The organism is Providencia alcalifaciens (assembly GCF_915403165.1).
In the GTDB taxonomy this organism is placed as follows: Bacteria; Pseudomonadota; Gammaproteobacteria; order Enterobacterales; family Enterobacteriaceae; genus Providencia; species Providencia alcalifaciens_C.
Genome location: NZ_OU659204.1, coordinates 140,667 through 163,455 on the forward strand (window position 1 = coordinate 140,667; position 22,789 = coordinate 163,455).

23 protein-coding genes and 1 pseudogene are annotated in these 22,789 nt (G+C 37.4%); 17 read left to right on the plus strand and 7 right to left on the minus strand.

Annotated features, from left to right (window positions below):
• Window positions 1-7: 7 nt before the first annotated feature.
• From LDO73_RS18060 to LDO73_RS00625, 6 genes are all read right to left on the minus strand, one after another.
• Window positions 8-586, minus strand: coding sequence for a fimbrial-like protein (locus LDO73_RS18060; RefSeq protein WP_224059732.1), 579 nt, complete (start codon window positions 584-586; stop codon window positions 8-10).
• 21 nt (window positions 587-607) lie between these two features.
• Complete coding sequence (locus LDO73_RS18065; RefSeq protein WP_224059733.1) at window positions 608-1,189, minus strand: fimbrial protein; 582 nt, start codon at window positions 1,187-1,189, stop codon at window positions 608-610.
• A gap of 22 nt (window positions 1,190-1,211) precedes the next feature.
• Window positions 1,212-1,763 (minus strand): fimbrial protein, encoded by a 552-nt coding sequence (locus tag LDO73_RS00610; protein ID WP_224059734.1) that lies wholly within the window; start codon window positions 1,761-1,763, stop codon window positions 1,212-1,214.
• Window positions 1,747-2,472, minus strand: coding sequence for a fimbrial biogenesis chaperone (locus LDO73_RS00615; RefSeq protein ID WP_224059735.1), 726 nt, complete (start codon window positions 2,470-2,472; stop codon window positions 1,747-1,749). Before LDO73_RS00615 ends, LDO73_RS00610 begins: the two co-directional genes overlap by 17 nt.
• 84 nt (window positions 2,473-2,556) lie before the next feature.
• Complete coding sequence (locus tag LDO73_RS00620; protein ID WP_224059736.1) at window positions 2,557-3,099, minus strand: type 1 fimbrial protein; 543 nt, start codon at window positions 3,097-3,099, stop codon at window positions 2,557-2,559.
• A gap of 356 nt (window positions 3,100-3,455) precedes the next feature.
• Window positions 3,456-3,917, minus strand: coding sequence for a helix-turn-helix domain-containing protein (locus tag LDO73_RS00625; RefSeq protein ID WP_224059737.1), 462 nt, complete (start codon window positions 3,915-3,917; stop codon window positions 3,456-3,458).
• Between the two features lie 530 nt (window positions 3,918-4,447).
• Here LDO73_RS00625 and LDO73_RS00630 point away from each other — a divergent pair.
• The 10 genes and pseudogenes from LDO73_RS00630 to LDO73_RS00675 form a co-directional block, all read left to right on the plus strand.
• Window positions 4,448-4,732, plus strand: a pseudogene (locus LDO73_RS00630) (DUF2058 family protein); the annotation flags it as partial.
• A 1,023-nt stretch (window positions 4,733-5,755) separates the two neighbouring features.
• The gene (locus LDO73_RS00635; protein WP_224059738.1) at window positions 5,756-6,094 is read left to right on the plus strand and encodes a helix-turn-helix domain-containing protein; all 339 of its coding nucleotides are present in this window, start codon (window positions 5,756-5,758) and stop codon (window positions 6,092-6,094) included.
• A gap of 142 nt (window positions 6,095-6,236) precedes the next feature.
• Complete coding sequence (locus LDO73_RS00640; protein ID WP_224059739.1) at window positions 6,237-6,770, plus strand: fimbrial protein; 534 nt, start codon at window positions 6,237-6,239, stop codon at window positions 6,768-6,770.
• 71 nt (window positions 6,771-6,841) lie between these two features.
• Entirely contained in the window at window positions 6,842-7,366 is a 525-nt protein-coding gene (locus tag LDO73_RS00645) for a fimbrial protein (protein ID WP_224059740.1), read from the plus strand.
• Window positions 7,367-7,401: 35 nt separating this feature from the next.
• Complete coding sequence (locus LDO73_RS00650; RefSeq protein ID WP_224059741.1) at window positions 7,402-9,903, plus strand: outer membrane usher protein; 2,502 nt, start codon at window positions 7,402-7,404, stop codon at window positions 9,901-9,903.
• A gap of 91 nt (window positions 9,904-9,994) precedes the next feature.
• Entirely contained in the window at window positions 9,995-10,735 is a 741-nt protein-coding gene (locus LDO73_RS00655) for a fimbria/pilus periplasmic chaperone (protein WP_224059742.1), read from the plus strand.
• A 34-nt stretch (window positions 10,736-10,769) separates the two neighbouring features.
• On the plus strand, window positions 10,770-11,396 hold the full coding sequence (locus LDO73_RS00660) for a fimbrial protein (protein WP_224059743.1): 627 nt from the start codon (window positions 10,770-10,772) through the stop codon (window positions 11,394-11,396).
• Between the two features lie 52 nt (window positions 11,397-11,448).
• Window positions 11,449-12,348: a hypothetical protein gene (locus tag LDO73_RS00665; protein ID WP_224059744.1), complete on the plus strand. Its 900-nt coding sequence runs from the start codon at window positions 11,449-11,451 to the stop codon at window positions 12,346-12,348.
• 41 nt (window positions 12,349-12,389) lie between these two features.
• Complete coding sequence (locus LDO73_RS00670) at window positions 12,390-12,920, plus strand: fimbrial protein (protein WP_224059745.1); 531 nt, start codon at window positions 12,390-12,392, stop codon at window positions 12,918-12,920.
• A gap of 156 nt (window positions 12,921-13,076) precedes the next feature.
• On the plus strand, window positions 13,077-13,616 hold the full coding sequence (locus LDO73_RS00675; RefSeq protein WP_224059746.1) for a DUF2058 domain-containing protein: 540 nt from the start codon (window positions 13,077-13,079) through the stop codon (window positions 13,614-13,616).
• Between the two features lie 4 nt (window positions 13,617-13,620).
• Here LDO73_RS00675 and LDO73_RS00680 read toward each other — a convergent pair whose 3' ends face one another.
• Complete coding sequence (locus LDO73_RS00680) at window positions 13,621-14,319, minus strand: RluA family pseudouridine synthase (RefSeq protein WP_224059747.1); 699 nt, start codon at window positions 14,317-14,319, stop codon at window positions 13,621-13,623.
• Window positions 14,320-14,481: 162 nt separating this feature from the next.
• On the opposite strand from LDO73_RS00680, the gene LDO73_RS00685 reads away from it, so the two are divergent.
• The 7 genes from LDO73_RS00685 (at window position 14,482) to LDO73_RS00715 (ending at window position 22,458) form a co-directional block, all read left to right on the plus strand.
• Window positions 14,482-14,970: a cold-shock protein gene (locus LDO73_RS00685; protein ID WP_224059748.1), complete on the plus strand. Its 489-nt coding sequence runs from the start codon at window positions 14,482-14,484 to the stop codon at window positions 14,968-14,970.
• Window positions 14,971-15,701: 731 nt separating this feature from the next.
• The gene (locus LDO73_RS00690; protein ID WP_224059749.1) at window positions 15,702-16,019 is read left to right on the plus strand and encodes a helix-turn-helix domain-containing protein; all 318 of its coding nucleotides are present in this window, start codon (window positions 15,702-15,704) and stop codon (window positions 16,017-16,019) included.
• A 164-nt stretch (window positions 16,020-16,183) separates the two neighbouring features.
• Entirely contained in the window at window positions 16,184-16,792 is a 609-nt protein-coding gene (gene ecpA, locus LDO73_RS00695) for a common pilus major fimbrillin subunit EcpA (protein ID WP_108478643.1), read from the plus strand.
• A gap of 95 nt (window positions 16,793-16,887) precedes the next feature.
• Window positions 16,888-17,571: a hypothetical protein gene (locus tag LDO73_RS00700; protein WP_224059750.1), complete on the plus strand. Its 684-nt coding sequence runs from the start codon at window positions 16,888-16,890 to the stop codon at window positions 17,569-17,571.
• 19 nt (window positions 17,572-17,590) lie between these two features.
• Window positions 17,591-20,086 carry a TcfC E-set like domain-containing protein gene (locus LDO73_RS00705; protein ID WP_224059751.1) on the plus strand — a complete coding sequence of 832 codons (2,496 nt, stop codon included), beginning with the start codon at window positions 17,591-17,593 and terminating at the stop codon, window positions 20,084-20,086.
• Window positions 20,073-21,710, plus strand: coding sequence for a fimbrial protein (locus LDO73_RS00710; RefSeq protein WP_336431856.1), 1,638 nt, complete (start codon window positions 20,073-20,075; stop codon window positions 21,708-21,710). The genes LDO73_RS00705 and LDO73_RS00710 overlap by 14 nt, the downstream gene beginning before the upstream one ends.
• A gap of 70 nt (window positions 21,711-21,780) precedes the next feature.
• Window positions 21,781-22,458 (plus strand): fimbrial protein, encoded by a 678-nt coding sequence (locus LDO73_RS00715; protein ID WP_224059753.1) that lies wholly within the window; start codon window positions 21,781-21,783, stop codon window positions 22,456-22,458.
• Window positions 22,459-22,789 lie beyond the last annotated feature (331 nt).

A 22,789-nucleotide genomic window follows, 5' to 3' on the forward strand; every position in this document is an offset into this window, starting at 1 on the left:
TACCCAATTAGTCATATAAGAAGCTAAACGTGACGGTCGCGATGAGCTCACCGTTTTGTAAATTGTCACTGGCGGTGCAGGTGCCGCAGGCGAGCACGGCAGTAAAATCAAGTGAGCTATTTAATCTCTCTACATCGCTGGTTCCACCCGATGGCCATGTCTTGATGGTAATGACCTCATTGCCGGATTTGGCCGTATTGTCATTGGCATTAAAAAGCGTATTCCCCAGGGTGGATAGCTTAACGCCATAGCCTTTTGTGGTGCTGGATGCATCGGCATACAGCTGTTCATTGTTATCCGCGGTGAAGGTGTTCCCTTTGACCGCAATTTTGGGTGTTAAAAAATAGCCTTGGCACCCTGAGAGGGTTAACGTGAATTGGTGACGTTGCTGATTATTCGGAATTTCATCGTAAGGCAGTGGCGCACCATTGTTATAGGTGACGGTACTTGGCACCGTCACATCGCAGCTACCACCATAAAAAAAAGCGGAAAATGAAAGGGTGGTTGAGGCACTGCCTGCCTGTAATTCACCGGCTGGTAATAGCAACCCTACAATCACGCTAAAGAAAGAAAGTTTTCGTATCATTGTTATTAACAGCCTTGAAAATCAGTTATAGAAAAAATTAAACGTTAATGAGGCGGTTAATTCACCACCTTGTAAGTCATTGGCGGTACAGGTTCCACAACTGACGGTTGCTTTCAGTGGAACTTTTCCATCCAATGTGCTGGCAAAGGTTTTGTCCCACTCTTTGGTGGCGAGTGCCGTGATTTTTTTATCCGTTGCCAGGTTGTCACTACCTTCGAAGTTAGTATTGCCAGCCGTCGACAATAGAATGCCATAGCCTGTACTGGTGCTGCCGGTACTCACAAACAGATCTTCACCGGAGGCACTATCGGTATCCCCTTCGATGGTTATCGAGGGGGTTAACCCGTAACCTTTACAGCCGAGAATGGTGATATCAAAGGTTTCGCTGATATCGCTGGTCGTGGTGATATCTTCAGCCGGAATAAGATCCCCGTTACGAATCGAAACGGTCGGGGGGGCTGTAATCTGGCAGCCCCCGCCGACAATGCTGGCACTGATTTTGGTGGTGGCCGAGGTTGCCGCCATCGCGGATTGCCCCAGACTTACCGCATACAATGCGGTGGGGATGAGCAGGGAATAGAGTGACTGTTTAGTCAGTGTCATGATGATTTCCTATTTTTAGGTCTTACTGAAAAATAAGGTTAAACGTCAATGAGGCTGAGAATTCACCGGGGATAGCTTCCCCATCCACGGGCCCGACTAAACCCACGAGAAAAGTCTCTTCAGTTTGGTGATGGTTCTCTTTGGTCAGTGGGGTTAAGGCAATCTGTTCACCGCGTTTAAACGCTTTGCTTGTGTCATAAAAATCACTCAGGGAGAGCGGCGTGCCATCACTGAGGCGTAACATAAACCCTGTGCTGTTTGGGGTTCCATCTAAGAAAATGGTGCTTTCGTTATAGGGGGTATTTCCCTGTAACGTAATTTTTGGGGTCAAATTTCCCGTTTTATCCACACAAATAAACTGCGCTTTCAAGGGTTTAATTTGATGCGTGGTTATTGCGCCTTGAAAATCGGATGTACGCATCGGGGTAAATTGCAATGAATTGGGAATGCGAATTTCACACCCGACATCATCGGTAATGACGGCTTTAATCTCGGTATTTTCGGCCTGTGCTACGTGCCATCCGTTAAGTAACACGGCGAAAAAAACGACGAGACATTTATTGAATTTGCGCATGAAACTCGTCCTTTGCGCCATAGTCATTAATGGCTTTCCATTCAACCGCGCCTTGTCGTTGAACATGGGAATAGGTGATGCTGCTAAACGGCGCAATCATGTTATTTCCCTTGGCTGCGCTCAACGGAACGGGTTTATTGGCAATTTTTACGCTGTCTAAGGTGATGTAGTACGGGGAAGGATTGGACACTTGAACCCCATTATTCACGCTCGAAAATTTCAGCGATTTCATCGCTTGTGGCTGGGTCATGCCCAAATGATTCGGGCGATAAAACAGCTTGATGATATTTCCCGTTGATACCTGTACTGCACCATCAATATTATTTTGTGGGGCATTCAGCCCTTTTTCGCTGGTCGGCATAGCGACAGTACGAAAATAAAAAACAGATTCTTTATCTTGTGGAAGTGCCACATTTTTTTTCATGATGCGCACTTGATTCGTGGAACCAGACTCTAATCGAAATAACGAAGGCGTCACTACAAAGGGAGTTTCACCATTGTCGCCATAGGGGGTTTGCAAAATCTGTGCTTTGACTAAATAAGGCGTAAGTGATTGGCTAGAGCTGGAGATCCCCACGCTTTTTCCGGTGGTGTTATCACTTTCTGAAAAGATAATTCGAGTGGTGTCGATAGCGATCCCGGCTATCGATGAACCTGATAGCAATAGCAAGCCACCGCAGATCCCTTGCATAAATCGGTTATGTCGCATTTGTCTATCCTCATAGTGTGCGTGGCAGAATGTAGGTAAGACGGTGCCCGCCTTACCTCAGTCAACTGAGTTAATTAAATCGAATTAGTCAACGATATAAGCAACTAAGATGGGTGCACTGTAGGAACCTGCATCAGGTGCATCTGTTGCCGTTGCCATACCGACTTTGAAGGTGTATTGAGCGTCAGTATTTTCTGGCTCAATGTTAAAGGCGATTTTTTCGCCATTAGTCACGGTTGCTTTAGCTTCGTCTTCAATCATAAAACCAACGGTTTTCGAATCGTCAGAAACAAAGAGGTTACGTTCGTTGTTACCCACTGAAGTAATACCTTGAATGATCAGGTTACCCTTTTCACCCTTGGCACAACCGACTAAAGTCACTGGCATATCAACGGTTGTAGAGGACATTGCATTGACAGCGGCAAAGTCTGAATCTGCTTTACCGACAGAGGTTTTTAAAACACCGACGTTTAAGACTGATTTACCACCATTGATGGTGACATTACAGGTTGTGTTGGTCAGGATCCCTTGCAGAGTCACTTCTGCAGAAGGTGCTGCCATTGCATTTAAACTGACACAGGAAGCGCCAGCGAATAATGTTGTTAACGCTAATTTTTTAAAAGCCATATTGAAATTCCTTTATATATAAAAAACAAAATAAAACGTACTTCAAGAAACCCGTGAAAGTGGTGATACCTTTACCCATATTCACAGCAAAACAGTCGCGCTCATTGTGCTAGGGGCAAGCGTGACTACAATGATTTTTCATTGATTTAATTTCCTTAATTAAAAAAGAATAGATAATTTTAAATAAGGCCATGTTTTAATGTTTATTAAAACAAATAGAAAATATCCATGATTAATGGATTTTTTAATTTACTGGTTTTTTTATGGATTAATAGTATGAATATTAATTAATAAATCCGTTTAATTTAAATGAAATTAAATTTAACACTAATTTAGTGTTATTAATCCACTGTGATTTATTTTGAAATTAGAGCACCATGTTGCTCAAATAATAAACTAAACTCACCGTAAAGCTCAGGTTCCTTGGCTTCTATGCGTTCAGAAACAAAGAAGAAGAACGATTCTAAAGATACACCCAAGTAATGAAGTAAAAGACATAAAGTAGATAAAGTTATTTCACAAACACCATTTTCATAGCGTGAAATCTGTTGTTGAGAGACTCCAATGAGTGAACCTAATTGTCTACCTGATAATAATCTTTTCCTTCTTAAGCTTGCAATTTCATCTGCGATAGCTTGAGAAAATGATTTTGTAATTCTCTCTATTTTTTTCAAACTCATCATAAACCTTAAATAAGAATCAATTTCAAAACATATTAAATAAAATAAATGCGTAAGCACGAATCTGTTTTTATTTTTAAACAAAATAGGAGTAAAAAACAATAGGGTAAAATTTGGCAATATTTTTAACCAAAGCATGATTTACACATTACCAACACTGTGAGTTTGTTAAAATAAATAAATTACAAAAGGTTGCGATATCCATACTCGTAATGTGGCTTAAAGCGCCAGTGAAAAAATCTCAATAAATCCTTTATAGTAGTAAATTTTAGATTTATATATCGTTATAAATATATTTTCATAGTTACATTTTAAGAAAATCCAATGGTATGAATGTTTGATAATGCAAAATATAAAAATAACAGTAAAATTCAGTTAGATAGGCTGTGCGTTGTTAAATACATGTTTAGTAACAATTATGAATTCAAAAAAATGAGATATACAAAATATGTCGAAATGTTATTTCAATGACATTTAATGACATTTAATTTCACTTAAGTTGTTGGTGTTTGTGATTCAGATCACATTAAGATGTATTTAAAATGACACATACATTTAAGACGCTGGTTTTATTTGTGGGGTTGAAACAAATTCAGATTATTGTTGGTCACACCGACATTTTTGAGGGGAATTGATGACATCATGTTTCCATCACTCATCGAGCAAGAATCGCAAAACTTACCTTACAAGAGCAAATGCTCCAAGCGGGACTCATCACCAGTAAAAATGGTGAAAGTACAGTGCACAGCGAAGAAATCACGAGTACAGGCTAAAGAAGTCAAAGAAGTCAGAAAAGCGGTAGAAGAGAATAAAAAGCGCAGCTCGAGCGCGATAAGCAACTGAGTGATCAATAAAAGCAAGCGGCATTGACTAAAGAGTATAAAGCTCAGGTGAAGCAGCTGATTGAAATGAACAAAATTGACGTGGTGAAAGGCGATATCAGCTTTAACTTCATATGAAGACTCATTAGCAAAAGAAATTGAAAATACGGTTAATACAGCAAGGCTCGTTAATTTAACTATCTAGAAAATAGACTCGTCACTTGAGAATGGAAAAATTATTCCAGTAACGGATCCCAACGAAATATCATCAACTCCCGCTAATTTGATTTTTCCTGAGCAAGAAAAAGATGTTTTTAAAATTATTTATCAAAGCCTCAAAGCCTCAAAGCCTCAAAGCCTCAAAGCCGATAAATAACGTTATTACCGATTAAATTTGAAAGATGACCCTATTTGGTGAAAGCGATGTTAAAAAGAGTGCAAAATCTGCCTCAGCGATAACTTCAGCGACCATTATCACTATCTTGGTTTTTTACACAAGAATTGAAAAAATTGATTACCTATATGCAAACTCTCAAGTTTCCAATATAGGGGAGTGGGAATGTGTAAATTGATGAGAAATTATATTTTTTATTCAATTATTAATGTCTCAATTTAAAATGGTATTTTTTAAGATAAATTAATTGTATCACTTAATTACAGTGATTAATTATTTATAACAAGGATTTAATTGTAATTTCATGCAGATTCTTACTCGAAAAAAGAGTGCGGCTTAATGGTTTGATTTATTTTGATTTTTTTGTTTTATAGTTTCTTTCTTGATGTTTTCATTACTCTCTATTTGTGTTTTTTTGATGATAATTAAGTTTTTTTGTTACTATTTGCTAGTAATTATTAAAAAACGTTAATTTTAGGTAAAAGTATTGTTTTTATTATTTTTATAGATATAAATATTGGAATGTTAATGTCTAAATCTGATTTATTTAAAAAGAATAAAAACTTTAATATTACGTAATGTGCTGTTATATAAAAAAATAATTGAATTGTAAAAAGTGTAAATATAGCTATTTTTGCAGAGTCTAATATTTCCATAAGTTTGATTTAAAATAATCATTCTTTATAATTGTAAGCACTTAAGGAAACTATTCTTAAAACCAATTAAGTTAAAGGTGTTAATTTTAGGTGCAGTTATTAATTATGAATAAAACTAATTTGGATTTAAAAAAAGACAGTTCATCAGAGAATATATTTTCCCTATGTTGTGGGCTAGTCATAAGGAAAATTCGAAAAGAAAATGGTATTTCTGCATGTGAGTTAGCAAAAAAAGTAAATATTTCTCAGCAGCAGATGTCCCGTTATGAACGTGGAATCAATAAGTTTAGTATTGATATGTTATTTGATATAACAGTTGCTTTAAATATTCCATTTGAAAGATTAATCAAATATGTTGTTTCTGAGGTTCAAAAATTACCTTCAGACAGTGCCGCTATATTAAAAAATAAAATATTAGCTTCTGATATGATTTATTTTTATTAACCGAAATTTATTTATTTATTTATTTATTTATTTATTTATTTATTTATTTATTTATTTATTTATTTATTTATTTATTTAAAACACATGTAATTGGTTATATGTGTATCTATATCTATATCTATATCTATCGTTTGAGGACAGTATGAAAAAAATTATTTTAGCAACTATGATTTCTGGCGTAATGAGTACATCTGCATTAGCTGTTAATGCAGGTAGCGGAACAGTAACATTTTCTGGTTCTATTATTGAAGCGCCGTGTTCTATTGCTCCGGGTGAAGAAAACCAAGAAGTCGCATTGGGCCAAGTATCTAATGTGACTTTAGATAATGGTGGCGAATCATCGGCACAGCCTTTCCAGATTAAGTTAGAAGGTTGTAATCTCAAAGGTGATAATCAAGTGGCTGTCACCTTTAAAGGAACCGAAGTGGGAACCAATACGGGCTATTTACAAATTACGGGCGATGCAACTGGTGCAGCAGTCAAGATCATGAGTGGCTCCGGCTCTCAAATTAAAGTTAACTCTAGTGCTAAACAAAATTATGTTGAAGGAAATAATACATTAAAATTCCAAGCATCATTAATTGGATTAAAATTAGTTGATAAAGATAGCAAAGTTATTCCTGTAACACCCGGTAAATTCCAAGCTGTGACTAACTTTACATTAGCATATAACTAAATAAATCTTTATAAGATGCTCTTTCACCACGAGTTAATGAGACTCGTGGTGTATATCTTAATGGCTATAATATGAGAATAAATAAAAAAGAAGTTATTTTTTTATTACCATTTATATTAATATTTTCCAGATATTCTTTTGCAAAAAACTCAATGGATTTAATAATGCAAGGCAGCATTATCGATACCGCGTGCGCTATTGATACAGGATCTTATGAACAGTCTATTGATATGGGAGTTTTACCTCTCTCATTAATAAAGAATCAAGGTGAGGGACAAGCTCAGGATTTTTTTATTACATTAATTGGTTGCAAGCTAATGTCTTATTCAGGGGAACTGTGGAAAACTTTTGATATTTCATTTGAAGCTCCAGTTAATGGCAATTGGTTTTCCGTGTCAGGTTCTGCTCAAGGCATTGCATTATCATTAACTGATTCAACTGGAGAGAATATCAGCCCTGGGAAAAAATTATCGCCTCAAAATATAAAGGATGGTAATCACCTTTTAAATTACCAATTTAAAATTGTTTCAGATAGAACACCACTACGTGCTGGGAAATATCAAGCATCGATCCGTTTTAAACTTGATTACTACTAAATAATAAATTATTGATAGATTTTAGGAATGTTTTTATGTCTTCGTTACCTATTCATACACTGCAACTAAAATTTTTAAGTATTATTCTTGGATTAATAGTCGGTTTTATTTCATTAACAGCGACTGCGACTAATTATATGGAATTTAATACTGACATTTTAGATTTAGAAGACAAAAATAACATTGACTTAAACCAGTTCTCTCGTGCTGGGTATATTATGCCTGGTGTTTATAATTTTACGTTAAAAGTTAACAATGAACAGATCTCTGATGTCGAGATACCTTACTATATAAGTGAGCATGACCCCGAGAATAGTTTACCTTGTTTATCCCCTGAATTGGTTAATCAATTAGAATTAACTCCAGAGTCATTGAAAAAATTGACATGGTGGCATGAGGGGCTGTGCCTTAATGAGAAAAGCTTACCCGGATTATTATTGAGAGGGGATTTAGCGACATCATCGTTATATGTCAGTATTCCTCAAGCTTATATGGAATATACCTCACCAAATTGGGATCCGCCTTCCCGTTGGGATGATGGAATATCGGCATTACTTTTTGATTATAATGTCAATGCGAATACAACACGCTCCTACATTGGAGGCACAGATTCATCCTCGGTAAACAGCAATGGGGTGACGGGGATTAATTTGGGCGCTTGGCGGTTTAGAGCTGACTGGCAGAGTCGTTATATCTATACCACAGGTCGACAAGGTAGCAACCAAACTGATTTCACTTGGAACCGTTTTTATGCTTATCGGGCATTGTCGGCATTAAAGGCTAAATTAGTGTTGGGTGAAGACTATTTGGCCTCAAATATTTTTGATGGATTCCGATTTCTTGGTGCTAGCCTCCAATCTGAATTGAGTATGATGCCTCCAAATTTACGTGGATATGCACCGGAAATAACAGGGATAGCAAAAAGTAATGCGACGGTAATTGTCATGCAACAAGGGCGAGTATTGCATGAAACCCAAGTTGCTTCAGGACCTTTTCGCATCCAAAATTTAAGTGATGCCATAACGGGAACGTTGGATGTCATTGTTAAAGAACAAGATGGCTCTGTTCAAGAATTTCAGGTTGATACAGCAAATTTGCCCTATCTGACAAGGCCAGGACAAGTTCAATATAAATTAGCGTTAGGACAGCCAACGAATATCAACCGTCAAAGTGAAGGGGAAAATTTTATTACGGGAGAATTCTCTTGGGGTATAAGCAATGGCTGGTCTTTAATTGGCGGCAGTTTAAATAGCCAAAATTATAATGCGTTATCTATTGGTTTTGGCCGTGACCTACTTGCCTTTGGCGCACTTTCATTTGATGTAACACAGTCTATTGTTCGTTTGTCGGGTGAAGATACATTAAGTGGTGGCTCATATCGTATCAACTACTCTAAGCGATTTGAACAATTCGATAGCCAAATACAATTTGCAGGCTATCGTTTTTCGGAGCGTAGCTATATGAGTATGAGTGATTTTCTGAATACCCAAAAAACGGGTGAACGCTATTACGGTAGTAAGGAGTTGTACACGATATCAATGAATAAAAATTTCAACGATATAGGGCTATCATTATATTTAAACTACAACCATCAGACATATTGGGATCGACCGGACAATGATTATTATAGTTTGATGCTATCGAAATATATGGATATCGGTTCGATTAAAAATGTGAGTATCAGTGTATCTGCTAATCGTAGTTTCTATAATGAAGTTAAAGATGATAGCGCTTATGTATCATTATCTTTCCCATTAAGTAATGGGGCCAATATTGGCTATTCGATGAATACAAGCCGTGATGATACCACCAACCGAATTTCTTATTACGATCGATTAGGCGATAGAACAAATTATCAAATCAGTGCTGGAGCTAATCGAAAAGGCGGCACCGCAAGTGCCTTTATTACTCATCAAGGTGATAATGCTCGTTGGTCGGCCAATGCGAGTCATACGAATAATCAATACAGTGCTGTTGGTTTGTCTGCTGCAGGTGGCTTTACCTTGACGACAGAAGGTGCGGTAGCTCACCGCATGAATAATCTAGGTGGAACTCGCCTACTTGTTGATACGGATAGTGTTCCCGATATTGCTATTCGTGGTGTTGGCCCTCCAGTCAAATCGAATCGATTTGGGAAAGCGGTTATTTCCGATGTCAGTAGCTATTATCGTAACAAGGCTCAAATTGATTTAAATAAACTGCCTGAAGATGTTGATGCCCAGCAGTCAGTTGTTCAAGCAACATTAACGGAAGGGGCGGTAGGATATCGTTCATTTTTCGTTATTTCAGGTCAAAAAATAATGACCGTAATTGCATTAAGTGATGGCTCTCACCCCCCATTGGGTGCCCAGGTGACAAATCACAAAAAACAAAATGTTGGGATTGTTGGTGATTTAGGTAATACCTATATTAGTGGTGTTCATTCCTCCGAAGTTATGAATGTCTCATGGGGTAAAAATAGGTCTTGTGAAATTATTTTCCCATCTGAACTAATGAATCAAGAAATCCAAGATAGCTTATTACTTCCTTGCCAGTAAGCAATTAAAAGCTAAAAAACTCAATCATTTTTCATTTTAAACGACGATTGAATTTAACCAGATAAAAGTAATAGATAAAGGTAATAATCGAATGAATATTAAAACGATATTAATCAGTGGTATTTTGGGCTCTTTAGCCCTAATGAATGTATCTGAGGCTGCAGTATCATTAGATAGAACAAGAATTATATTTGATGGGGAAAATAAGTCAGTTTCGCTAAATATTAATAATAATAATAAACAGCTTCCATATCTTGCTCAGGGATGGATTGAAAATGAAGAAAGTAAAAAAATAACATCGCCATTAATTGTACTTCCACCGGTTCAACGATTAGAACCAGGGAAATCAAGCCAAATGAAAATTGAATCTCTACCCAGTATAAAAAATTTACCACAGGATAGAGAATCTTTATTCTATTTTAATATGCGTGAAATTCCGCCTAAAAGTGATAAACCAAATATATTACAGATTGCATTACAAACAAAAATAAAATTATTTTATCGTCCGGCTGTTATTGCACCACAACAAAATAGCGCGCCATGGCAAGAAAAAATGCAGCTTGAAAGAAAAGGGAATCTTGTTATTGCAAAGAACCCAACACCTTATTACATCACAATAATTAATGCTGGTGCTCATGCAAATACGGATGCAAAAGAATTTAATCCCATCATGATCACACCGTTTGGTGAGGAAAACATAGGAATAACAAGTGAACAGTTAGGAAATACGCCAGTCATTACCTATATCAATGATTATGGTGGTCGCCCAAAACTGACGTTTGATTGTAAAAATACAATATGCTCCGTTGTATCAAATTCATTAACTAAATAATAAAGCCAAAATGAAGCTAAATGGAGATATCTTTATGATCTCAAATCTATATCGCTGGTTGCGCCAAGAATATCTCGTCGGTTCACTTTGCTTAGTTGCAGTATTGCCCGCAGTTGCCAATGATAACCGTTATTTATTCAGACCCACAGATGGCTGGGAGGTTGGTGGCCAACATGGTGTCATTCATGTTTCAGGATCTTTAACTGAAAACCCATGCGAATTAGCGATGGAATCCAGTAACCAATCGGTATCGTTGGGCAATATTTCATTCAGTGAGCTGAATCATTCTGAACGAACAATGCAACCTGTACCATTCAAAATTGAATTGCTAAATTGCTTACAAGTCCAAACTGAGTTGCAAAATTTCCAAACGGGGCAATCAGTGTGGAGTAGCACGCAACCCGCTGTTAAAGTTAAATTTTTAGCAGCAAGCGTGCCTGAGAACTCTAACATTATTCGTATTAATGGTGCACATGGTTTTGGATTACAAGTCGCAAATTCAGCTGGAAAAATATTGCCAATAGGAAAAGCGAGTAATCCTACGTTAATCTCATCGGGTCAAAATAGCCTAATATATTATGTCTCTGCAATAAGAACATCCGGCCCACTTATTCCCGGTGCTTTCTCTGCATTGATTGCATTTGAAATGCTATATGATTAATTCCATCGTATTTAAAAATAATGATTGATAAAAGTGAATAGGTAATAGCGTAATGCTAAGAAATAAAAACATCTTCTTTATAAAGTCAATTATACTGACTTTATTATTTTTAATTGATTTTAATGTGAGTGCAAATCCATTAAATCCAAATAGTATTTATGCTAAAAGTATAAAACATCCATCTGTTGATAATGCATACAATACAATTCCAGAAACAGTAGGGCCTTATTTTTTATATATTCCCGATAATATTAGAAATAGTACCAATCCAGAATGTAATATTAAAGTTATTGTAACAGCTAAGACATCAATAGGTACATTTGAAATGATGGCATCTCCATCCTCTTATCTTTTAGATGGCTTTAGTAATATATATAATTTAGGCGTCGTGAAGTCGTATACGGTCACACGAAATTCCTCAAAGCATTGCAATGATACACTTCTTGATTTTGGTGTGAAATATGGACGATTTTCCGTTAGATATATAAACGTATTTGCTACCCAAGTCTCTTCGTCGGGTTATGCAGATATGTGTTTGCGAATATTTGTAAATGAGAAAGAAGTGGGTACAACGTGTTCAAATCATGTTGCAGAAATTCCAGTATTACCTTCTTGCAATGTATTTATGCCATTAACCCTATCTCATGGTGAAGTTAACGCAAATAATGTGAATGGTAATATTGCTAAAGTTAATGGGGATATCTCATGCACTGGGGACATGAGTGCCACATTTCAATTTTTACCTAAAAATGAAGTTGATTTATCACAAGGCGTAAAAAGCCACTTGGATGTATGTGTTTCAGGAAAGTGTATGTCGAATAATGTGGTTCAAGCCGAGATAAAGAAAAATACCCATTTAGCATTCTCCGTTAACTCCACATTATCTGCATTGGGAAATCCTGAGCCTGGTTCGAGGGTTGGGAATGCCATTCTATCGATTGTGATTAATTAAAACGCAGTTTATTGGCTATAACGATTGGAGTATGAATCGCTATGATGATTTTTATTAAAAGAATAAAAAAAAGATTCTTTTTATTATTTACAGTATTTATTAACACGTTGATTATTTTTTTTAGTGGTTTTTGTGTTGCAGCAACGTACTCATTAACGATTAAAGTGGATGTGATTGAAAGTACTTGTGATATTTATGGTAATGACGGGCCTGGTAACCCTATTGAGGTTTCATTTGGTGAAATGAACTTGAATGGTTTCACCAGCGAAAGGTATACAAGAGATATTCATTACGCTATAGACTGCGGTGGTAATACATCGAGTAACCCAAATTTAAAACTCAAGTTTGAGAGTGATATTTCAGATTTTGATGCCACTTTAGTGAAAACATCAAATCCAAAATTAGGTTTAAAAATTCAAGCAGATAATAAGTTATTAGCCCCTAATGAGTACCGTAATTTTACCTATTCTAACAAGCCATTACTGAGCGTATCTCCGGTTTTGAATGAAAAGAAAGAGATCGAGTTTGGGGCATTCACAGCAACAGGAAGGCTCAAGGTGGAATATCAATAATCTCTTTTTTACGTATAAAAATAGCCTATGACGTAATGTCACTTGAAGATTGGCGATATGGGAGCTGTCAGAGCCTTTGCTCCCCATTCCCTAGCACTCTCGCTGAAATAACAGGTATAATCCCTTGAATTTCACTCAACAGGCTTAGATACCAACATGGCAAAACTCACCTTACAAGAGCAAATGCTCCAAGCGGGACTCGTCACCAGTAAAAAAATGGCGAAGGTACAGCGCACAGCGAAGAAATCACGAGTACAGGCTAGAGAAGCCAGAGAAGCGGTAGAAGAGAATAAAAAAGCGCAGCTTGAGCGTGATAAGCAACTGAATGATCAACAAAAACAAGTGGCACTGACGAAAGAGTATAAAGCTCAGGTAAAGCAGCTGATTGAGATGAACAAAATTGACGTGGCGAAAGGCAATATCAGCTTTAACTTCACAGATAATAACGTCATCAAGCAAGTGGCCGTTGATAAAACAACGCAAACCCAACTCATCAGCGGTCGCCTCGCTATTGCACGTTTAGCGACTGACAATCCAGAAGTGAGCTCCTACGCGATTATTCCTGCGAGTGTGGCGGATAAAATCGCTCAGCGTGATGAAAGCAGCATCGTATTAAATAACGCCTTGAGTCAGGAAGAGCAGGATGAAGACGATCCGTACGCAGATTTTAAAATTCCAGACGATTTAATGTGGTAGTTGTTTAAAACGGGCTCTCGCTGCGAGCATGAATGGGTTTTCCAGTTATCGGATGAATTAAATCCAATTCACTGGCGTGCAGCATCAGCCTCGGCGCAGGTTCTATCTCTGCGGGCAGTAAGCCTCCATACAGATCGCACCCCAAAATAGGATGACCGAAAAGTTGGCTGTGAATGCGCAGCTGATGGGTTCGTCCTGTTTCTGGGATAAACTTCACTCTCGTCAGTGGCAACCTACGCCCAACGTCTAGCTCACGATAAAACCGCTCAATCACCTGATAATAGGAACGCGCCGGTTTACCGTGAGTCTCACAAATCGACATTCGGGGAAACAGCGCCGGGTCTTTGGCAATCGGCGCATCTATCACACCATTATCATTTTTCACATGCCCACATAGTAGTGCGCTGTAGGCTTTAGTCACGGTTCGTTGACTAAACTGTCGGCATAACTCTGCATTTATGGCTTTATTACGAGCGATAACCATTACACCAGAAGTGCCAAAATCAAGGCGGTGCACGAGAGTGCATTCAGGGAATAGTTGAACGAGCCGGTAATGTACTGAGTCGAGATTTTGTGGATTCTTGCCCGAGAGACTCAGGAGCCCAGAAGGTTTATTGATAATAATAAGGTGCTCATCCTGCTCAATGATTTCAATGTCATCATGGCAAGGGGGCGCAATAAAGGTATCAATAATCGTCGACATCAGGTTATCTCGATAAAAAGTGGTTATGGATAATACCCAATTTTGCGTTATCTGACGATGACGTTATGAGTCGATAGGTTAGACTAAAACTAAAGGCGTAGTCTGGGCCAGCATTGTGTTTTATACTGCACGCAGTGAAATTGAGTCAATAAAGAAGGTGGCATGGCAATGAACGGAACAATCACAACGTGGTTTGAAGATAAAGGTTTTGGATTTCTCAAAGATGAAAACGGGGATAACCGTTATTTTCATGTGATTAAAGTGTCTAACCCCGATCTGATTAAAAAAGGGGCTGAGGTAACTTTTGAGCCGACCACCAATAATAAAGGCTTATCGGCTTTCGCTGTTAAAGTGATCCCTGAAAGTAAATATATCTATATTGCTGGTGAGCGTATTAAGCTGACGGCTATCAAATCTTTTCGTATCTATTATGAAGATGTTCCGGCAGATACAGGTATTGATAAAGAAAATACCGTGTTATCGATTGGTGCGCTAATGAATAGCATTAAGCCTAAAACAAACATCAAGCCGGGAGCGACTCGTGCGCTGAAAAAACTGATCATTGAAACGCAGCATGGGACAACATTAACGTTCTCTGAAGATGAGATTGACGTGGATGAAACCATGAAGAAGCTTAAAGGCGTTAAATAGTTTTCGACTAAATTAAAAAATCCGCTATTCCATTGCCTCTAATGTAGGGGCAATGCTTTTCCAGTAGTATCTTCTATACCCTTTCCTAAATTTGAATGAAAAATCAACAAACGATATAAAAAGAGAATATTTTTAATAAGCCATCGCTACATATGAAGCAAGATGTATTAATATATGTGTGAACCGCATTCTGATACGTCCAATTTATAGCGCTTTTATGGCATACAATCTGGATTGTAAATATTATGATACGGGTTAGTTGTTGTTAAGTTGATAATCGAAGTGGAAATTATTGCAGGATAGAGAATTAGGCTGTAGAAATATATTTTTATATTGGTATATTACTCATCTCATGAGTTTTTTATTTCGGAAAAAACAATTTAGCTGTTTCAAATTGTAATTTATTGTAATTGAAAATTTATTTTATCTCGTTTTTTTATGTTTTTACTCCTCTCGCGTAAATCTCATTAAAAAAAAACAAAAAATATATTAAATAAATTGAACAGATATTTATTTAATATATATCAGGTAGTTAATTCTACCTATCATATTAAGTGTACTCATGCTTGTTGTATCTTAATAAAGCGCGACGATCAATAAATTGATATTTAATAGGCTGTACCTATCAAAATAATCTCGTTCGATCGGTATAAACGTTTTTACTCTTATTTTAATATATCTATTATTAATGGAAATTAAATAAATTGTTTCTTTATATTGGAGTGTGGTTAATGAAATCTAATATAATTAGTGGCCAGGTGGGAGCTTTTTTAAGAAAATCACGTAAAGAAAAGAATATGACGGGAAAGCAGTTGGCAAAATTAATAGGAATCAGCCAGCAACAAATATCAAGATATGAAATGGGAATTACTTCGATTACCTTAGATCAGCTTGATATTTTTTTAAATATTCTAGATAAACGATGGGTCGATGTCATTAAATATGTCGAAAAACATGCTGACTCTGAAAAAACAATGGGTAATAAAGGAAGTGTGAATAAATATACTTCCTGGGGAAACTACTCAACAAAAACTATAAATAACTGCTAATTTCCCCTCTTAAATTAGAAATAAAATAATCAGTTAATTCTGGTTATTTTATTAAGCATATTCTCTAGGAAATTCGATTGTTTTTTATAAAACACACAATGAATGTGTTTTTTATGCTATGCAATTAAATTTTTTCTTCATGGATATTAAATAGAGAGAACAAAATGTTAAATAAAAAAATGGCATCTGTTTTGCTATCAACAATTATTGCTGCTTCCTTTGCTACAGTTGCTAACGCTGACACTCGTACTGCCCAAGCGACAGCAACGTGGCAAGCAACCGCAATTAAAGATACGACAAGTATGCTGGTTGTTACACCATTAAAAAGCTTAACGTTTAACTATGCAGAAGGTCAGAAAAGCTTTAACCAACAAAATGGCGCATTTGATATCGCTATTCAAGGTCAATCAGGTGCAACAGATTTTAAATTAGCATCAAAAATCATTTCTAACACCTTAGCGAGAACAACAGATGATTCTAAATTAACTGTTGGCGTTAAATGGAATGGTGAAGATCTGAATAAAACAACTGACACCGTATTAATCGATACATCAAAAGGCTTAACATCAGGTTTAGATAACTTAGCTGCGGATGGTATCTACAATGGTTCAGAGCGTGCAACTGACCGTGGTGAGTTCACCTTCGTTATCGCTAGCGCGGAAGCGGCTGGCGCAGCGACAGACTTCAAAGCACTGACCGACGGTTCATGGGATGGTGATGTTAAAGTTCAGTTCACTGCAACTTGGGATGGTACTTTCACACCAGCGCCTTAATTGATTATTTACGCTTAGTGAATAACTAATTTTCACGATAAAGATACTATAGGGAAATATTATCTTTATCGTTATCTTTTTTAAAATTAATAATTATGAAAAAAATAACACTCGCATTAGCTTTATTATCTATTCTTCCACTAAAAATGAGTTTTGCGGTTAATGTAGGAAATATTACTGAAATTATATCGCCAGATGAAGACTCATTAGCAAAAGAAATTGAAAATACGGTTAATACAGCAAGACTTGTTAATTTAACTATCGAGAAAATAGACTCGCCACTTGAGAATGGAAAAGTCATTCCAGTCACGGATCCGAACGAAATATTATCAACCCCTGCTAATTTAATTTTGCCGGGGCAAGCAAAAGATGTTTTTAAAATTATTTATCAAGGCCCTAAGGACGATAAAGAACGTTATTACCGATTAAATTGGAAAGATGACCCTATTGGTGAAAGTGGTGTCACACAAAGTACAAAATCTGCTTCAGCGACAACTTCGGCAACCATTAGCACTATCTTGGTTGTTGCACCAAGAATTGAAAAATTTAATTACCAATATGCAAACTCCCAAGTTTCCAATATAGGGAATAGTTCATTTCGTGTGGTGGCATCAGGACCGTGTTTACCTGAAAAACAAAAATACAGCGTGGATGGTATTTGTCGTGAACGTTATTACCTCATGCCACATTTAGCTGTGAAATTACAGTTTGTCGATCTTAATAATAAAAAATCTAGCGTAGGTATTTGGCACAAAGGAGATTTCATTGTCGTCAAATAATTAATAACGGACTTTAATCATGCGTAAGAGTGTTATTGCTTTATCAATATTAAGCATTTTTTTTTCAAACACCATTCATGCCAGTGAGATGAAGAGTATTAAAATTGGTGGTTATATTATTCCTCCTGCATTTGTGAGTGCATTGGAAGAAGGGATGTCTGTACCTGTTTTTTTACGATTAAGTGATGATGCTAAAAACAACCAAAGTGAAGATAAAATCGCGGATGCAGTTATTGTCATTGACCAAGGTAAAATTAAGTTGTCGAGTATTCACCTCATTGACAGTACGCAAGGTCCGCAACTGAATAATTTGCTGGTTGATAAAATTGAAAATAAACAAAATGCCATTTTTGATGATAACAATGGTATTGTTATCGACAATAATGCGGCGCTGAAATTAAATATTTCGTCATTTAATTTATCTTTAGATGTAGATAAAGCTGCATTTGCACCTAAAACCCACGCAAGGCATTCTGTATTAGGTGATTCATCCGTTAATTCACTCTCAGCAGTGGCAAACTATGATTTAGGTGTATTCCAAAGTCAGATAAAAAATGCCCAAAATAGCTCCAGTAGCTATTTTAATTTAGACGCGTTATTTGCCGCAGCGGAACACCATTTTAATATCAATGCATCGGCTTATAGCATCGGTAAATCCAATGCAAGTGTTGAATTATACCGGGCGATGTATGAGCGTGATTTTAATGGGCTGCGTGTCGCATTGGGTTTAATGAGTACGTGGAATTTACAATCCATTGCGAGCTTAACTGCGTTGAGCAGTAGCAAAATTTATGCGGTCACTATCGGGAATAATTCCGAGAGTGTCGTCAACAATAAGCAGCAGTCACTTACCCCTATTTATGCCTTCTTAAATAGCCCTGGCGAAGTTCGTATTTATCGCCAAGGTAAGCTTCTTAATATTCAAAACTTCCCAATGGGTAATTTTGAAGTCGATACCAGTATGCTGCCTTTTGGTATCTATGATGTCACTATCGAAACGGTTGTCGATGGGAAAGTAGTTACAACTCAAAACCAGACAATTAATAAATCCTTAGGGGCAATCGGAGGGAACTTCGACAAGCTGAACTGGGAAATGTACGGGGGTTATGTTGATTTCGATAAAAGAAATTATGCCCGTGGAGAAGGCCGCCATAGCCAAGCCCCAGAGAAAAGTTATTTAGCGGGAGCGTCCTTTGCCTATAATTTCCCTGTGTTGTCTGGCATACGCTTTCAGATGTCAAACTACGGTTTTGATAAATTCCTAGTTCAAGAAACGAGCATTAACGCGTCTATTAATAACTACATTTCGGTTTCTTGGCAGGGCATGCTGGAAAACCACGGCAGCCATCGCAACATTGGCACGATTTCTGTCAGTATTCCTGAAGGTTATGGTTCCTTTTGGGCATCACGAGAACGAACGGTGATTGAAGGGGATTTACCGCTTTACGATGCAGATAACTACTCCTATGGCGCAACAGTTAACTTCGACAAGATTATAGATAGAACGGGTTCATTCACGATCAGTAATACTAAAGACCGTCGCGTAGGCAGTGATTCAATTAACTACGAATATGCGAATACGCTGTTTTCTGGGCGCTATGGAACAGTTGGGCTCAGAGCGGGTGTGCAGCGTTATCACTATGATAGTCAAAACAGTACCAACGAAAAATATGTGAATCTGGACTTTTCATTACCGCTGTCTACGTGGTTAAGCACGGGTGTTTCTTCCACGAACGGCAACATGAAAGCCAATATTTATGCCAACAAAAGTTTTGAAAACTCGCCGATTACCAATGCGGGAATTTCGGTCTCTAAGTTAGTGCGTGACAAAGATAATGGCGCTTCGGATTTTTCGACGCTGGCCTACGCCTCTTATGACATGAAATATAACTCGGGCACCGTCACGATTAACCGACCGGATAGCGACCGACTCAACGGTAACTTAACCTCTCGCGGATCGGTGGCTTACAGCAATGGCATGATCACACCAAGCGGCAACCAAGGAAAATCAGGGGTAATTATTAATTCTGAGATCCAAGGTGCCGGTAGCATGGTGGCGAAGGTGAATGGGCAAAACTACCCAATCAGCGGAAAAAATACCTTTATTCCATTGTCACCGTATTCAGATTACGACATCCAGCTAATGAATGATGGGAAGTCAAAAGACAGTTTTGACATTGTCTCTGGACGCAATAAATCCGTCACGCTGTATCCGGGCAATATCGCGTTTTATCAACCCGAAGTTCGTCAGTTGGTCACGGTGTTTGGACGGCTTAAATCACCAGATGGTGAATACATCAAATATGCCTCGATTCGTAACCATATTGGGCGAACAAAAACCGATAAGAATGGTGAATTCTCCATGGACGTTGATGTGCGTTATCCCGTGATCTCTCTATTGCAAGAAGATGAGAAGACGATCTGCGAAGCCGATTTAAACCTACAAGGCGCACGCGGTGCTTTATGGGTAGGTGAAGTGACCTGTGAGCCGCAATCTAGTTATGCGAAAAGATAATGAGAATTTAACAATGAAGCGAAATAGATTTCTTATATTCATAATTGCCCCTGTTATTTTGAATTTTTTATTGAGCGCGGCAACGCACGCTGTCACTGTGACTAACAGTTATGTTTTTATTGAAAATAACGTTGATGACGAATATTTCATTACACCGAGAACAACCGACCCGCGTTTTTCGGGTGCCAACAAATATACGCGTTACTCAAAATCGCTACAGCTTAGTTTGGGCTATATGGGGTATGTGAATACGTCCATTCAGGCAAACCAATTTGTTGATATTTGGTTAGAAAATTCTCAGATAGATAGACCATTTACTGGGAATCGGTGTATGCGGGGATATTGTAATGACGACAGTGGTTATTGGCCTGCGCAATACCTTGGGAAAGATGGTGCATACAAGATAGTACAAAGTAATATTAATGGGGAATCTTACTATGCGAGAGGGATCTTCAGCGATTCTGCTTACCAATACTTTCTTAAGTTACCAGTAGGAACTGCCGAAAGTTATAGCTATAGATCTTGCATGACAAAAACAGATTATAACCCAAGCAAAGGCGAGTCTTGCCAAAGTGTCGGTGGGCAGATTATCGCATCCCATGAATTCAATATTACTAAATCTGGGCATATCAAGCTGACTTCAACGGGAGCGTTGCAAGAGATATTTATTGATAGTAATGGCAATCCAACTTTGGGATTAGGCTCTCAATTTTGCAGAGTTGGTATCGTATTAAGTCAAAATGGGATTATCTGCCAAGTTGTCGACCATGAGACAAAGGGGGATATATTCGCCAATATTATGTTGAGTTTAAAAATTAATAATACATTGATTCCATTTGTACCCGCTGCTAACACGATATTGATTGGCCCTGATGACGGGAGTAATAGTTGGTATTATTACAATACAACTTATCCAGCGAGCTATTACTTTAAAAGCAACAATAAGAATGTATCGATATTTTTATCTAATACGTTTTTGAAGCGGTTGGTGTCGTCCAATGTTGATTTTAAAAATAGCCAAGAGTTTTTTACATTTTCATTTACCAACTCAGCGGTACCTCAATCTGGTTATTATGAGTTCACACCATCCAATACTATTATTCTTAAACCGCGGGATTATGGGATCAGCATTATTCCTGCCGACTTTAACCCGAATCAATCGAAAACCGGGAAAGTGGGAAATGAAGAGCCGCCAATTGAATTTAATTATATTGTGACCACCAGTGGGCCAAGGCAGGCAGACTCTATCACCGCCAAAGTGGAAGGCCCAAGCACCACGCTCAAAGGGCAATCGTACTGCTTGTTTAGCTCCAATGATGACAAATTCAAAGTGCCATTTTCGGCGTATTTGTCATTTAAAAATTACACGGGAAGCTTAGAGTCTTACCGAGCCAGCTGCGATAGTAATGAAATCTCCCTCAAAAATGCGTTATGGGAAGAGACGCCGTGGGCAAAACCGAATGAAGATTTAGGCTCGTTTTATCGCACGAATTTAGATCTATCATTTCCAATGAATGAAGCGAATTCATTCTTTACACTCGATGGGATTGATTGGTTAGGAACCGTTTCGGCAAGCGGTAATGTGACGGTAAAAGCCATCTGGACAGGCCCCGATATTCATTAAATATGACCCATTTTTAAGGCGATTTATTCAATCTTAAGTCGCCTTATTCTTCAGCACTAACAGGCTAAACATGAAATTAAATTCTTTGCTGAAATTCTTACTTTTTTTTGTGATGATTTCCTTCAATCATAGTGCTAACGCGCTATACATTAGCTCAGATATTTCTTCGATGGACTCCGACAAAGAATTTTTTTCTAAGCCCTATATTAACGATACGAAAAAGACCAATTTATACAATTTTAGCGCGTATCAAATTGATAAGCCGGGCAGCCATGAGCAAGGGCGAGCTATTTATAACGGGGAAATTATCTTTACCCCACTGAAGAAAATTTTATTACCGGGAGAGCAGGAATTCTTTAAAATTTTTTATCGCGGAACCGCGGACAACCAGGAACGCTATTACAAAATCATCATTAGTGAAACGCCACTTGAAATGCAAAATGATCATGAGCAACGTAAACAGCCGCTGTTTTACCCAACGGTCAGTTTAGAAACTTACTTTGTTGTGAGACCCAAGCAGCCTGATTTTAAATATACACTCGACCAAAATGCAGGCATCTTGAAAAATACGGGGAATACCTATTTTAGAGTGCTTTTGCATAACAATTGTGATGCAGAGGATGATACCCAGCCTTACGTCCTTTACCTATTACCGAATCAAACGTATCAAGATGCGCGTTTAACCAAGAAAAGCCGCAAGTACATTGTGATTTTTGATAAATATTACGCTGTGGGTAATTGCGAGTAATTGTATTGTACTTCTGGGAGCAGAGACTTTTCGATATTTTATATTTAAGATTGATAATTAATATCATTTACAAATAAATTATTTCTACATGAAAACCATTAGCTAAATACAATAAAAATCATTCAGGTATTGATAAAACCTTATCTGTATTATTTGTTTATAATCATTTGAAATGAAGGTCTTATATATTATAAAAACTCTAATTTATATATTCTAATATATAACGGATTTCCAGATTCAACCGCGAATGAAGCGGCATAAACACATTGATGATGTTGATTATCAATGTGTTTATTGATGTAAGACAATCTCTCAAATTCCCCGATTGATA